This is a genomic window from Comamonas sp. UBA7840 (assembly GCF_002501455.1).
Classification (GTDB): domain Bacteria; phylum Pseudomonadota; class Gammaproteobacteria; order Burkholderiales; family Burkholderiaceae_C; genus Comamonas; species Comamonas jiangduensis.
On sequence record NZ_DLTI01000041.1, the window covers coordinates 121,057 to 135,522 of the forward strand.

Genomic DNA, 14,466 nt, shown 5'->3' on the forward strand with positions numbered 1-14,466 from the left:
TCACTCCTCCGTCAGTGACATCTTGATGTTGTCTCGAATAGGACGCATCAGGTAGTTAGCCAGCGTTCGTTCACCTGTTTTAACGAATAGCTCAATAGGCATTCCTGGCCGCACAGGCAACTTACTCATTGCAACGCGGCCTTCAGCAGTAATTTCAGCAAACATGCGGAAATAAGGCACCCCCGTCTTCTGATCAACCAATCGGTCGGCAGAAACTTGCACCACCGTTCCCGGAATACGTGGCGTGGTGTTTTGATTGAATGCCGAAAAAATCAGTTCCACCGGCAGCCCAATATTCACAGAATCAATCAGATGCACAGGAATCTGCCCCTCCACGATCAATGGCTCTGACTGTGGAACGACATCCATCATCCGAAACCCTGGAGTAACAACACCGCCTTCAGTGAAAATGTTGAGGTCAGCAACAGTGCCATCTACCGGGGCTCGTACCACGGAGTTTTCCAACTCGTAATCCAAGCTTTCAAGCTGATTTTTTAAAGCATCTGCTTCTTTTTGCACATCGGCCAACTGTTCACGGACTTCTTTTTGAAACTCTTGTTGGCGATGAATACGTCGAAGCTTAAGTTCACTGGCTTGGCGCAGGCCGCGAGCGATATTGCCCCAATCCTCCGACATTGATGAAGCAAGCTGCGCATATGTGCGCTCAAGTTCAAGTAGCCTGTTACGCGGTATGAAGCCCCCTTGCGCCAATTCGCGCATTCCATCCAGTTGCTCCTGCAGAAGACGAAACTGCTCTTGCTTTCCTTCACGCGCTGCTTTCAACCCTGCAGTGTGGGCTTCTATGCCTGCAATCCCCTCATTCAATGCTGACATCTCCGCCTGCAAAGCTGAACGACGAGAAGCGAACAGCTGTTGCTGCACTGACATAGTGGAAGCAACGCGCGGGTCACTGCGCGCGACTTCTGTTTCAGCTGGAAAAGTCACTGATGGTTTGCCATCTCGCTCAGCAAGTAGCCTTGCTTCGGTTGCACGTGCGGTGTAATACTGCACCCTGATCACCGCCGCATTGGCACGCGCTTGTACAGCGTTCATCTGCACCAAGGGCTGCCCTGCTTTCACCGAATCGCCTTCTTGAACAAAAATAGTCTGTACTGTCCCCCCTGCCTGGTGCTGTACTACTTTTTTATTACCAGCCACCGTGATCGTGCCACTCATCGGAACACCTTGGTCTAGTGGAGCCAAGCATGCCCATAACAGCAGCCCGCCAAAACCCACAAGAACAATCCACCAACCTATGCGAGTGTGACGTTTGGCATCGTCCTGCAACAAAGCATCATTCGGCAAGTTTTGCACCAGTTCATGGACAAGTGGCGTGTCGGTATTCATGGCGGCCTCCTGCTCAATCTATGGAAGTTTCAACTCAACGTGGATGAAGAAAGTGGTGCTTGCGGAGCCATCCTCTTTTCAATCATTGAACGCTCATGAGCACTGGCGGCAACTGAGGTTGCTGCAGGAGGCTGCACAGCCTTGGAAAGCTCTGTGAGCACCTGCGATGTGGGGCCAAAAGAATGCATGCTGCCTTGTCGTAGCAGTAGCAAACAGGAGGTCACAGCCAAAATACTGGTACGGTGCGAAATAACTACCACTGTGCTGCCCCGTTCACGCAAACGCTGCAGGGCTGTTAGCAACGCCTGTTCCCCGACGTCGTCTAGATTGGAGTTGGGTTCGTCTAAAACAATGAGTGACGGTGAGTCATAAAGTGCCCGCGCCAATCCAATGCGTTGGCGCTGCCCTCCCGACAAACCGGCACCGCCATCTCCGAGGACGGTGTCGTAGCCTTGAGGGAAACGTTGAATCATCTCGTGCACACCCGCCAGCATCGCCGCTTCGATGACCTTGCCCGCATCGACCGTACCAAAGCGGGCAATGTTCTCGCTCACACTACCTGCAAACAGCTCAATATCTTGCGGCAAGTAGCCTACGGAGGGACCAAGCTCTGCCTTGTTCCACTGATAGACATCGGCACCATCCAAACGGACCTTGCCTACGCTTGCACCCCAGACACCAACAAGTAATCGCGCAAGCGTCGACTTCCCTGAGCCACTGGGGCCAATCACGCCTAACACCTCACCCGCAGGCAACGTAAAGCTAAGGTTTTGTAGAGCCGGCAGGGTCGCACCGGGAGGCACCGCTGTTACACCCTCAAATGCAATGATCCCCTTGGGCCGGGGCAAGCGCATACCGCCCTGGCGGGGCGGATTCGCAGCCAGTAGATCAACCAAACGCTGATATGCACTACGTGTAGCCGACCAGCCTTTCCAGACATTGATAAGTTGATCGACGGGACTTAGCGCCCGCCCCATGAGGATGGATCCCACAATCATCATCCCGGGTGTGATACGGTTCTCCAGAGCCAGCAATGCCCCCAACCCCAAAATCAGTGATTGCAGCGAAATACGCATAAATTTGCTGAGCGCACTGATAGCTCCAGCACGCTCACTCGCCTGTCCCTGCAGTTGCAAAAAACTGCCATGCAATTTGAACCAACGCCCCATCAGGTTCGGTAGCATTCCCATGGCTTCAATGACTTCGGCATTTCGCAGGTTATTGGTTGCCAAGTTACCGGCAGCAACAGACATTGCATTGGCCTGTGCCAAAGGTTTGCGTGACACGAGCTCGTTGGCCCAAGCTAAAGCAACGAGTACCAAAGTGCCTATAACTGCAAATACGCCCAACACCCAGTCAAACAGAAAAATCACCGCAAGGTAAATCGGAAACCAGGGCGCATCGAAGAAAGCAAACAACCCGTTGCCCGTTACGAACTGGCGAATGGTTGCCAAATCATTCAGCGATTGACCAGCATTTGCGCCGGCTTGCTTAAGGTTCTGCTCGAAGGCTGCGGTGTAAACCCGCTGATTGAGCTTTAGGTCCAGCCTCGCACCTACTCTAATCAACAGAAAGCTGCGCACTAGTTCCAACCCGTTCATCAGCAGATAAGTGCCGATGACCATAACCGTCAGCATCAACAGCGTTGTCTGATTACCGCTCGCCAGTACTCGGTCATAGACCTGAAGCATGTAAAGTGATGGCACCAGCATCAGTAAGTTGACGATGGCGCTAAAGATGCCGACGTTGCGAAATGCCGAGCGGAATTCACGCAATGCGGCGCCGATCTCATTGTCGGCCAGCTTCCAACCCGGCCGACGCGAGCCAGCCGGGTATTGGGTGGATGCCATAACGGCTTTCTGAGGATCAAGCGAGCTGGAAGTCAGCGATCGTCACGGTTGTGTGGTCTGCAAGCCCGACCAACCGCACAGTGCCACCATCCACTCCGTTGACCGTGATCAGCGTGTCATTACCAGCGTCAGTGATCACCACTCGGCTGTTGAAAGTAGCCGTATCGAACTCGAACGCAGCGAGATTCAATCGATCTTGCCCTCCCCCGCTCGCGGAGAACCCGTTGATGATGTCATTGCCGAAGCTGGGACCAAACACGAAAATATCAGCGCCCAGTGACGCATCTATGATGTCGTCGCCTGCACCACCAGTCACCCGGTCGTTGCCAGCACCTCCGTCAATCCTGTCGTTCCCCTCGCCGCCATTGATCACATCATTGCCGATGTCACCGAACAAAATATCATCGCCTGCACCGCCGTGAATTTGGTCATTGCCATCACCACCGTAAATGGTGTCATTGCCAGCACCACCTTCGAGCGTGTCATTGCCAGCGCCACCCTCCAGTCGATCATTACCTGCCTCACCGTAGAGCAGGTCGTTGCCTGCTTCGCCCAGCAGTTCATCATCACCTGCTTCACCGTACAAGGCGTCGTTACCTGCCCCCCCGAGCAGCCGGTCATTGCCGTCGCCACCGTACACACTGTCATCGCCAGCAGCCGCATTCACTGTATCGTTGCCAGCCCCCGTCGTAATTAAGTTGGCAGAGCTATTACCTACCAGACTGGCATTGTTAGTTGCGGTGTAAACGAGGTTTTCGACATTGTTCGCCAGTTGATAAGCATTGATGCCACCATATAGCACCGTGTCATTTCCGCCTCCTGCAGCTTCCACAATGACATCGATCTCTGTGCCCACGATATAGGTATCGTCACCGACTCCACCTACCAGGCGGTCTATACCAGCCCCGCCATCCAAGGTGTCGTTACCAGCTCCACCGGTGATCGTGTTGGCCAAGTCGTTGCCGGTGCCTGCGAAGTTACCGCTGCCGGTGAACGTCAAGTGCTCTACATTGGCGCCTAGAACGTAAGCAGCAAGTGCTGTTTGCACAGTATCAGTACCACCGTTGACATCTTCAATCACGACATCGCCCGTGCTATCCACTACATAGGTGTCGTTTCCGGCGCTGCCTGTCATAGCGTCATTACCGGCACCTCCGTCCAGCGTGTCATTGCCTGCACCGCCCAGCAATGTGTCGTTGCCTGTGCCGCCTTCCAGCCTGTCGTTGCCAGCTCCACCGTCGAGTAGATCGTTGCCAGCCAAACCCTGCAGCAGGTCATTGCCATTGAGGCCAAACATACGGTTTGCACGACCATCACCTACCAGGGTGTCATTGCCGTTGGTACCGACAATGTCAGGCGATCGCGTTGAGACCTCTCCATCTGCGAACCTCAACACTTCGATGTTGAAAAGGCGATCAATACCGTCGTTTTCTGGCAGATCTACGCTAGGGTTCACGTGCGCCACCGTCACTGAACCGTCATCGTGATACGTGATCTCATACTCGGACTGGTTGCCTCTGTAGACTGCTGTATCGAGCGACAGATCATCAGGATCACCATCAAGAATCTCACGCACGATACTGAGCTGGCCTGGGTTCAGAGTGCGATCAAACATCAGGCTGTCCAGTGTTCTGCCTCCATAAAGCAGCAACCCGGCAGTGCTATATACCTTGCTCCCTAAGTCATCAGACCATCCGATCTCATTGCCATTCCCGTCATTGATGCGGATGCGCACATTCAGCCAGCGATCACCATCAATGACATCGTTGCCGCCCTTGCCTTGCAAAATGTCGCTACCGCCTCCACCCAGAAGGATATCTGCCGCTGTGTCGTAGAGGGTTCGAGCGCTACCATCTTCGTTGTACTGCACAGCAGTAGCGTCGAACACTACTGCTGTATGTGTCTGACCATTGGCTGTGGTGAAGGTGACGCGATCCAAATGTGCCACCAGTTCGGCCAGTCCCGCAATCCGAGCTACACCGCTTTCCAACAATGCGTTCGCATAAGACTCGAAAGGCGAGTTCGGATTGAATTGAGCGGCTGCACCAGCTACTTCATCGTAAGCCCCAATCACAACGTCGCGCCCGGTCAGCGTATCGGCATGCTTCCAGCCAGACAGGCCCTCCACCAAATCGAAACGATCACGCAAGATGTTCGCTTCCTGGTTCACGAAAATCGGAATCCCGAGATCGGAGTTGGCGCCTTGCGCCTCCCCCTTGTGAATGGCCCAGTCAAAGCCTGCCATCCCGTTGTTGCGCTGGATACCCAGACCCTGGAACATGATGTCGTCACCAGATTCCGCATCGTAGTCTGTGTCATTACTACGACCATTCAAGACATCGTGACCGATGATCGGGCTGTTGAAGAACAGTTCAGAGTTCTCACCAGCTAGGGTGTCAAAGCTATCACCACCTTCGAGCCAGTCGTCACCTTCGTTGCCTGCGATGAAACTCAGTCCATCAGGGCCGCGCACAAAATCATTGCCTTCACCCGCTGTGATCGTCTTGCCGTCGACGCCCCCAAAAATAAAATCCTGACCACTGCCACCAAAGATCAAATCCAGGCCATTGCCACCATTGATAACGTCATTCCCAGCATCGCCGTGAATAACATCGGCTGCGCCAGAATCCGTGCCGGAATCGGTGATGATGTCATCGCCATCTCCTCCAAAGAGGTGATCTACTCCAAAGCCACCTTCAATCCTGTCATTACCGCCATCACCCCAGATAGTGTCATCGCCTTCACCGCCGATCAGTGTGTTGTCGTTGTCATCACCCCCAATCACGACATGATCCCCGCCGGTGTAATGCAGATAGTCATTCACCCCGTCACCGTCAGTATCACGGCGGATCACCATGGGACTGATAGCCGCGAGAATCGGGTCAGTATGGTTGGGATCTGCCACCTTTTGGCGCGCTTGGTTCAACTCCAAAATGTAGTCCGGCGTGAGGAACAGCGAACTCGGCAAGTGCGTTGCGCCGGGATTGCCCAGATCGGTGTTGCGCATCACTAGCTCAGCAAACGAATCCGCCTCCAACTGGTTGAGCAAATTCATCCCTTGGGTGCGACTCAAGTAGTAGAAGCGGTCCCCATCCTGCAGCTTTTCCATCTGCACTTCAAACACGAAGTTGAAGGTAGTCCCCAGCAGGCCTTGGAAGGCAACTTTTTTCTCGGCCAGTCCACCGATCCAGAAATCAACATTGTTGAGACCGCCCAACGTACCACCAGCCCATGAACCCGTACCATTCAGGAAAGCCAGACGGTCAGTTGGAGCACCGTCACCCCCCATCACCAGCAAAGTTGCAGCATCGCGTTTGTCTTCCAACGTCACCGCATTAACTACGCTGCTGTGCGTACCGTATGCAGCCACGAAATTAATGATGGAAGCTGGGTTTTTGATGGCCAAGGCAAACTCGTACCAACTGGCATAAGGCTTCAGCGTGGTGTCTTGGGTCTGCTCATAAAACTGTCGACGTGCTTCGTTGAGCGAAGGAACGCCTGTATCCCGACCACGGACGATATTGATCGCCCCCAGATCCAGCGGCAAGCCTACCAAGTTGTTGCGAAGTGCTCCCGTCAGGAATTCATCGATCTCATTTCCTACTTGGCGCGTCATCCCGCGCAAGATCGCGCCAGCAGCTTCATCGGGCGTTGCTCCGCTGCCTTCAAAAGCCACGGGATTGAGGAAAGCATCAATCAGCCCGATGTGGTTAGTGGTCTGACCATCCGCAGCCAATCGATCTACCGATTCGGTAAGCATCGAGTGGCCGAAGCGGTACACCACGTGCGCAAACTCCGCCATGATGGCTGGGTCAATGTCTACCGTGTTGGAGAACAGGAAAGGATCAATGTCTGGCGACACCAATCGCGCGAACTCCTCGAACACCAAATGCTGGTAGACCATCTCGGTGCTAAAACGACTGGCTTGAAAAAGTCGTTCACCGTTCCACACAAGGCCAGAGGTGTCCGCGGGCACAGCGTCACCCTGAATAGGCGTCAACAGCCACTGATTAATGAAAGCCACATCACCACTTGCGAGTAACTCTGCCTTGATCTGATCGACGCGGTTATTGTGCTCACTGTGGAACACGTGGTGCACGGCTGTCAAACCGATGTTCTCATTACCACGCCCATCACCCACCACATAGTGCTTGTCTAGCAACTCATTGTCGTAGGTGGTGGCCACACCCTGTGGATTGAGCGGAATGTCGTTGCCTGTGTCTGTGTCGGCATCGGCGGCTTTCACCACCTCTGCGGTAGTTGGATCACGGTCATGGTCCACAGTCCCGGGAGCCGCATTGTGTGCAATGTCATTAAGGAAGGCACGGCCTGCACCGTATGCACTGGATGCCTGCGCAGGAGCATCAGCAGTGCCGCTTACAAGGCCTTCGGGTGTAACAAGTTGTGCGTAACCGTTAGCACCTGGGATGAAGTTGCCGTAAAGGTCTGCAACCACCAGCGGTACACGCAGCACATCCATATCCGTCAACTCAATCCCCAACATCTGGCGCGCTTGGTTTTTGATGTCTGCCCAAGTGGGAGGCCCACCGTTTTGGCCCTCCAACATGTGACCAGTAGCGACTGTCTTCATCACCCCATTCACTTCCAGGCGCACATACTCTCTCAAGAAAACCTGGTGCGACTCGTGCGAGGTATAGACCTGGTTCAGGTCAATAAATGGCGTGGTCTCATTGACGTGCTCCCTTACATCATCTGCAGTCCCAAGAATGCCATCCGCACCCGGGGCGTTGGTCGCACGCGTTAGCACCATGAAGTTGGTGGGGCTGCCCTCGACGTACAACGGATCATCTGGCTGCAAAGGTATGTAAACCGTACCGCTTCCACCCTTGGTGACCAGATCCAGACCGTGATCGAAGAACTGACCAAACAAAGTGAGGAAGCTGTTGAAAGGAGCCGTGTCCCCCAAGTCAGGCATGACGTTGGGCACGAACAGCGTTGTGTCGTTGACATCAAACTCCAGCCCCATCTGCGCAGGCAACCCCTCAAAAGTTGCTGCCGTGCTGTCTGCCAGCGCCTGGGCAGCGGCAAGGTCTTCGGCAGTCACAGACGAAGCATCTTGGGCCGCCTGCAATGCGCTGAGCGCAGCGGCTGCAGCCGATTCAGAGGCATCTGCCGTAGCATCCAAAACCAAGGCTTGTTGCAGCGCTGCGGCAGCGTCAGCATTGGCCTGCACCAGCGCAGCCTGAGCAGCATCGACTGCATCTTGGGCAGCCCCTACTTGTTCTTCAGCAGCAGTCTCAGCCAGAGCAGCAGCAGCCACAGCATTAATGGCTACTGCCGTAACATCCTGCGCGCCCTGCAAGCTAGTTAGCGCTGTAGCCGTTTCCGCGGCCGCTTGGTTGTAGGCGGCCTGAGCATTGGTCTGCAACGAAGTCACCAGATTTTTTGCTGCTTCAAGTTGCGTAATCAAAGCCTCTTGCGCAGCGATGTCCGCTGGCGAGGCATTTGTTGCCACCAAGTTCGCCCAAATAGCCTGTGCAGCAGTAATTGCTTCGGTCGAGGTCGTCAACAGACTATTCGTAGCGTTGAGGTTAGCCAGCGCCCCATTACTCGCGCCAAGCTTGGCGTTGTATGCGCCCTGCGCGACAGCCTGAGCGCTCTGTGCAGCTACGAGTTGTGTAGCAGCCGCGCTTGTAGCCATGTCAGCCGCCGCTTCGGCCGCAATTGCATTCGTGAGGTTTTGCTGTGCAGTGGCGAGGCTGGTTTCTGCACCATCGTTGATTGCATCAGCTGCTGCCTGGGCATTTGAGGCAGCTGTACGATCGGCACTGGCCTGTAGCGCAGCAGCATCGTAGGCCGCTTGCAAAGCAGTCAAGTCGGCGCCGCCACCTATCGCATCCTGCAGTACCTGCAGTGCAGTGGCTGCATCCTGCGCAGCCTGGCGTGCAGCGGTATAGGTGCCTGCATCAGCGTAGGGATCTGTTGAGCCTAATGCAGTAAAAGCCGCAACCAGCACAGCTGGGTTGTTTGCGGATTGGTCTGAAATAAGGTTGCTAATTGTGCGGGGCTGTGAGTCGTAGACGCTCCCCGAGGTCTGCGCATAAGAAGTCGATTGCCCAGTTCGCGGGTTGATTTCAGCGTCTTGAAACGTTGGCGTCAGCAAACGCGGCATGAATTGGTCAGCCGAACCATACTCAATATGGACCAAATTGTTGTATTGGCCGCTGACCGTGCGCAAGCCGAGTGGCACCAGATTGTTGAGTGGGTTACCCATCAAATCGGTCTGTTTCTCATACCCCGACTGCACGTGTTGCTCAGCGACTTGAATGCTGGTGAGGATGCGCGAAATATCATCAAGATTAAGGCGGAAAGTCATGATGCACTCCTGAGAGGACGAAAGCCATTGCGAGTGAAGCCAGAGGAACCAAACAAATAAGTAAATATTTATTAAGAGTCGCAATTCATTGTTTTAATAAATCACCAACTCCGTCGTACATGCAAACCCTAGCCCAACTGTTGCGGAGAGAAGTACAGGCCTGTACGCCAGCCGGCTAGGCTATTGATATTGCGTCAGCATCAGCCAACTGATTCCATGTCGGATGTCACATCTCCTACATCGTGAAACGCTTTAAGCAGATCGCTGGCGGAACCTCTTGTCCTACTTTGGATCGCCCTTGCGCTCAGCTCTTGGACAGAGTCCACACTGCTGTCAACATTTTTCTGACGTATGGGTGGGGGCGCCACCCCCACCCTGACAAGGCCCGCCAAGCACGGCGTGAATGCTGCGCCTGCATGCACCCCGGCCCCCATGCAGCAGAGCATGGAGGTAGCTTTATGGAACTGCCCTAAAAAACTTTCACCACAGAGGATTAAATAATTGGAGCGGTTGCTGCGTTGTAGCGGCAGGCAAGGCTGCAGTTTTGCTGCGCCACTACTGCGCCTTGCCTTGCATCCCTGTCAAAACCCTTCAACGGCCTGCTCAAGCTTGGGTGACACGCCCTAGGTGTAAGGAACGAAAACCTCCTTGGTTTTCGTTCACATGCAAAGGTTTGTCTACAAAAGGAAAAACCCGCTGGGGCACGACCGGCGCTCACACAATTTGCACCCAATGCCAATCGGTGTGATTGCCTCTAGGCTGCGAAAATCCCAACCTTTTGAATACATCTTGCCACCCAGAGATACACACGTCCGTCGGGCATGCTGGCCAATTGCGGCAAGATGCGGCCAGGCTGGGTGAAGGCCTCATACACATTCCAAATCGGGCAGGTGCCACCGGTTTTGGAAAAGTGAAAACGCGTCGCGGACTGGCGCCCAGCGGGTATTGCCGCAGCTGCAACTGGCCGAAGAACGCTTGACCCAGTTTGCACATGGCGAATGTGGCACGCTGCGCATTGGCATGGAGTTTGACCCGAGCTACCAATGGCTGCTCAAGGTGAAGAAGCCTTAGTTGCAACGATCGCCAGATGGGGATGTGAACATGCGCCAGAAATTTCAGTTTGGCGGCATCGGCGCCTTGCTGGATTTTGAAATTGTTTTGCTGCCCCCCGATCCGGTGTTCAAACCGGGGCTGCAGTGTGAAAAAGTGTTTGACTATGAATAAGTTTTGGTAGCAGCCAGCGACCACCAGCTGGACTTCAAGCCCTATATCACTCCACAACATCCAAACAAAGAAACAACCTGTGACGATTGAGCGCCAGGGCATCTAGAAGCAGTTTTTATTGCCTGCAGGCATCACGCCCAAAAAGCACAAAACCATTGAAACCACTGACATCACGAGGCAAGCTGGTGGTCAGCGGACGCGGGGGAACTTCCCTGCATCGGTGGCTGGTGCAAGAGTATTCGGAGAATTTACCGATTACCCCTATAAAGATAGGCCCCAAAGGCAGCGCCAAGCAAATTTATATGGGCTCCCGAAACAACGAAAGTGACTCGGGAGCCCTGCACTCTTTCATGGTGCAAGCCCGTGAATTCAAATAAAAAAGTTCACCTCTGCCTAAAATGTGCGGCACCAATAGCTCCACCCATACCACTTTGGCGCGCTTTGCGCACGCCTCTTCCGGCTGACTCACCAGGCGATTTACCCCGGCGATTCGGCTTAGAATTGAACGCGTTGGTGCACCAATCTGAGCTCCTCAGACACGGTGTTAAACGGGAATCAGGAGGCGCTTCGTTCTGCGCCCTAACCTGAACTGCCCCCGCAACAGTAAGTGCGGTGCGCTGCAAGTTTGGCTTGCACGCAAAGTGACACGGACAGCCACTGAGGTTTGTTCTTCGGGAAGGAGTGTCACCCCTACCCACAGTCTGGATACCGGCCAACACGCAACGCTTGCAGCCCTAGCTGCCGCGTTTTCTTTATCTGTACAGGCGGGGTCGCCTGGGTGGCAGTACATCTTCTGCACGCATATGCTTTGGCGCAGCCTTTTGCTGCGCAATGCGCCGTCATGCGTGCTGACTTGCATCTGAGCCCTGCACCGCGCCCGTTTTGGTAGTTCCTGTAGGCTTCATGATCAAAATTTTCTCCAAACCCAATTGCGTTCAATGCTCCATGACCATGCGTACTCTGGACCGCCAAGGCACCGAGTACGAAGTCATCGACGTGACGCAAGACACCGCTGCAGCCACCCTGATTCAGTCCTGGGGCTACCGCCAAGTGCCCGTGGTGCAAGTTGGAGAAGAGCACTGGAGTGGCTTCCGCCCTGACCGCCTTTCCGCGCTGACCACCGCCTGAGATGGCGCGCTGGGTCTTCTACTCCTCCAAAACTGGCAATACCGAACGACTGCTGCGCAATGCCGGGCTGGCCGGTGCGCGCATTCCGCTCCTGGTGGAAGACGACATGCCCGTCATCACCAGCCCCTTCATCTTGGTCACACCGTCTTTTGGTGATGCCGCAGGCAAAGGCGCCGTACCCAAGGCGGTGATCCGTTTTTTGAACGCGCCGGAGCGTCGCCAGTGGTTGCGCGCCGTGGTGGCCTGCGGTGATCGCAACTTCGGCACTGCCTTTGCGCAAGCCGGTGACGTGATTGCGCACAAATGCCAAGTGCCTTTGCTGCACCGCGTGGAGATGGCTGGCACCAGCACAGATTGGCAGCGCCTGCAGCACATCGACCAACACTTTCTCATTAACCCTATTCCCAACGTCTTGGACGCTGCGTTATGACCCCCATGACCCCTACTTCGACCAAGCTGGACTTTCACGCGCTGAATGCCATGCTGAATTTGCCGGATGACAAAGGCCAAATTCAGTTTGATGCGGATCGCATGGCAGCACGCCAATATTTTCTGCAGCACGTCAACCAAAACACCGTGTTCTTCCACTCGCTGGAAGAAAAGCTGGACTACCTGCGCTCCGAAGACTATTACGAAGGCGAGGTGCTGGATGCCTACACCCCCGCCTTTGTGGAGGCTATCTTCAAGGCCGCCTATGCCAAGAAGTTTCGCTTTCCCACGTTCTTGGGCGCCTACAAGTACTACACGGCCTACACCCTGAAAACACGTGACGGCAAGCGCTATCTGGAGCGCTTCGAAGACCGCGTGGTGATGGTCTCCTTGGCCCTGGCGCGTGGTGATGAAAAGCTGGCCATGAAGCTGATGGGCGAGATCATCGCGGGCCGCTTTCAGCCTGCCACCCCCACCTTTCTGAACGCCGGCAAGCGCCAGCGTGGCGAGCTGGTGTCTTGCTTCTTGCTGCGCCTGGAAGACAACATGGAAAGCATTGGCCGCGGCATCAACTCGGCCCTGCAACTGTCCAAGCGCGGCGGTGGCGTGGCATTGCTGCTGAGCAATCTGCGCGAGCTGGGTGCCCCTATCAAGGGTATTGAAAACCAGTCCTCTGGCGTCATTCCCGTGATGAAGTTGCTGGAAGACGGTTTCTCTTATGCCAACCAGCTGGGTGCACGCCAAGGCGCAGGTGCGGTGTATTTGAATGCCCACCACCCGGACATCATGCGTTTTCTGGACACCAAGCGAGAAAACGCCGACGAAAAGATCCGCATCAAGACGCTGTCACTGGGCGTGGTGATTCCTGACATCACCTTTGAGCTGGCCAAGAAAAACGAGGACATGTACTTGTTCTCGCCCTACGACGTGGAGCGCGTCTACGGCAAGCCGTTTGCCGATATCTCGGTGACCGAGCACTACAAGGCCATGGTGGATGACCCGCGCATCAAAAAAACCAAGATCAAGGCGCGCGAGTTCTTCCAGACCATCGCGGAAATCCAGTTCGAGTCCGGCTACCCCTACATCCTGTTTGAAGACACGGCCAACCGTGCCAACCCGATTGCCGGGCGCATCAACATGTCCAACCTGTGCTCGGAGATCTTGCAGGTCAACACCCCCTCGGTGCTGAACGAAGACCTCAACTACGAGGAAATTGGCAACGACATCTCCTGCAATCTGGGCTCGCTCAACATTGCCACCGTGATGGACAGCGGCAACCTGGGCGACGCCGTGGAAACCGCTATCCGTGCGCTGACGGCCGTCTCAGAAATGAGCGCCGTGAACTCAGTACCCTCGGTGCGCCAAGGCAATGACGACAGCCATGCCATCGGCCTGGGTCAAATGAACTTGCACGGCTATCTGGGCCGTGAAAAAGTGCACTACGACACGCCCGAAGCCGTGGAGTTCACCAGCGTCTACTTCGCCGCCGTGGCCTACCACTGCCTGCGCACCTCCTGCCTGCTAGCCCAAGAGAAAAAGCAGCGCTTTGTGGGCTTTGCACAGTCTACCTATGCCACGGGTGCATATTTCGACAAGTACATCTGCCGCGACTGGCTGCCTACCTCCGAGACCGTGCGCGGCCTGTTTGCCAAGAATGGTATGCAACTTCCCACACGCGCAGAGTGGGTCCAGCTCAAGGCCGATGTGATGGAGTACGGCTTGTACAACCGCAACCTGCAGGCCATTCCGCCCACAGGCTCGATCAGCTACATCAACAACTCCACCTCGTCGATCCACCCTATCGCCTCGCGCATCGAAATTCGCAAGGAAGGCAAGATCGGCCGCGTGTACTACCCAGCGCCGTTCCTCTCGAACGACAACATGGCCTACTACCGCGACGCCTACGAGATTGGCCCCAACGCCATCATCGATGTGTACGCCGCTGCCACCGAGCACGTCGACCAAGGCCTGTCGCTGACGCTGTTCTTCCCCGATACCGCCACCACCCGCGATATCAACAAGGCGCAAATCTACGCCTGGAAGAAGGGTATCAAGACCATTTACTACATCCGCTTGCGCCAGCTCGCGCTGGAAGGCACCGAGGTCAAGAGTGCCTGCGTGTCCTGCACCTTGTGATGACAACGATTGAAA

At 55.1% G+C, this 14,466-nt stretch carries 8 protein-coding genes, 1 pseudogene and 1 riboswitch; of the genes and pseudogenes, 5 read left to right on the plus strand and 4 right to left on the minus strand.

Going from position 1 to position 14,466, the window contains the following annotated elements:
- From B3R00_RS15285 to B3R00_RS15300, 4 genes and pseudogenes are all read right to left on the minus strand, one after another.
- Entirely contained in the window at window positions 1-1,347 is a 1,347-nt protein-coding gene (locus B3R00_RS15285) for an HlyD family type I secretion periplasmic adaptor subunit (RefSeq protein WP_286999737.1), read from the minus strand.
- A gap of 29 nt (window positions 1,348-1,376) precedes the next feature.
- The gene (locus B3R00_RS15290; RefSeq protein WP_286999738.1) at window positions 1,377-3,197 is read right to left on the minus strand and encodes a type I secretion system permease/ATPase; all 1,821 of its coding nucleotides are present in this window, start codon (window positions 3,195-3,197) and stop codon (window positions 1,377-1,379) included.
- A gap of 16 nt (window positions 3,198-3,213) precedes the next feature.
- On the minus strand, window positions 3,214-9,534 hold the full coding sequence (locus tag B3R00_RS15295; protein ID WP_286999739.1) for a peroxidase family protein: 6,321 nt from the start codon (window positions 9,532-9,534) through the stop codon (window positions 3,214-3,216).
- A 603-nt stretch (window positions 9,535-10,137) separates the two neighbouring features.
- Window positions 10,138-10,468, minus strand: a pseudogene (locus tag B3R00_RS15300) (short-chain fatty acyl-CoA regulator family protein); the annotation flags it as partial.
- 11 nt (window positions 10,469-10,479) lie between these two features.
- On the opposite strand from B3R00_RS15300, the gene B3R00_RS15305 reads away from it, so the two are divergent.
- From B3R00_RS15305 to nrdE, 5 genes are all read left to right on the plus strand, one after another.
- Window positions 10,480-10,605, plus strand: a complete 126-nt coding sequence (locus tag B3R00_RS15305) for a hypothetical protein (RefSeq protein WP_286999781.1) — start codon at window positions 10,480-10,482, stop codon at window positions 10,603-10,605.
- A gap of 30 nt (window positions 10,606-10,635) precedes the next feature.
- Entirely contained in the window at window positions 10,636-10,758 is a 123-nt protein-coding gene (locus B3R00_RS15310; RefSeq protein WP_286999740.1) for a hypothetical protein, read from the plus strand.
- 494 nt (window positions 10,759-11,252) lie between these two features.
- Window positions 11,253-11,489, plus strand: a riboswitch (cobalamin riboswitch).
- Between the two features lie 172 nt (window positions 11,490-11,661).
- Window positions 11,662-11,886: a glutaredoxin-like protein NrdH gene (gene nrdH / locus B3R00_RS15315; protein ID WP_174862574.1), complete on the plus strand. Its 225-nt coding sequence runs from the start codon at window positions 11,662-11,664 to the stop codon at window positions 11,884-11,886.
- A gap of 1 nt (window position 11,887) precedes the next feature.
- Window positions 11,888-12,316, plus strand: a complete 429-nt coding sequence (gene nrdI, locus B3R00_RS15320) for a class Ib ribonucleoside-diphosphate reductase assembly flavoprotein NrdI (protein ID WP_286999741.1) — start codon at window positions 11,888-11,890, stop codon at window positions 12,314-12,316.
- Window positions 12,317-12,321: 5 nt separating this feature from the next.
- Window positions 12,322-14,451 (plus strand): class 1b ribonucleoside-diphosphate reductase subunit alpha, encoded by a 2,130-nt coding sequence (gene nrdE / locus B3R00_RS15325; RefSeq protein ID WP_376747646.1) that lies wholly within the window; start codon window positions 12,322-12,324, stop codon window positions 14,449-14,451.
- Window positions 14,452-14,466 lie beyond the last annotated feature (15 nt).

What these genes read in the sequence shown, in the direction of transcription:
- nrdH (WP_174862574.1), top strand. Translation starts at nt 11,662, where the DNA reads ATGATCAAAATTTTCTCCAAACCCAATTGCGTTCAATGCTCCATGACC.
- nrdE (WP_376747646.1), top strand. Translation starts at nt 12,322, where the DNA reads ATGACCCCTACTTCGACCAAGCTGGACTTTCACGCGCTGAATGCCATG.
- B3R00_RS15290 (WP_286999738.1), bottom strand. Translation starts at nt 3,197, where the DNA reads ATGGCATCCACCCAATACCCGGCTGGCTCGCGTCGGCCGGGTTGGAAG.
- B3R00_RS15285 (WP_286999737.1), bottom strand. Translation starts at nt 1,347, where the DNA reads ATGAATACCGACACGCCACTTGTCCATGAACTGGTGCAAAACTTGCCG.
- B3R00_RS15295 (WP_286999739.1), bottom strand. Translation starts at nt 9,534, where the DNA reads ATGACTTTCCGCCTTAATCTTGATGATATTTCGCGCATCCTCACCAGC.
- nrdI (WP_286999741.1), top strand. Translation starts at nt 11,888, where the DNA reads ATGGCGCGCTGGGTCTTCTACTCCTCCAAAACTGGCAATACCGAACGA.
- B3R00_RS15310 (WP_286999740.1), top strand. Translation starts at nt 10,636, where the DNA reads ATGCGCCAGAAATTTCAGTTTGGCGGCATCGGCGCCTTGCTGGATTTT.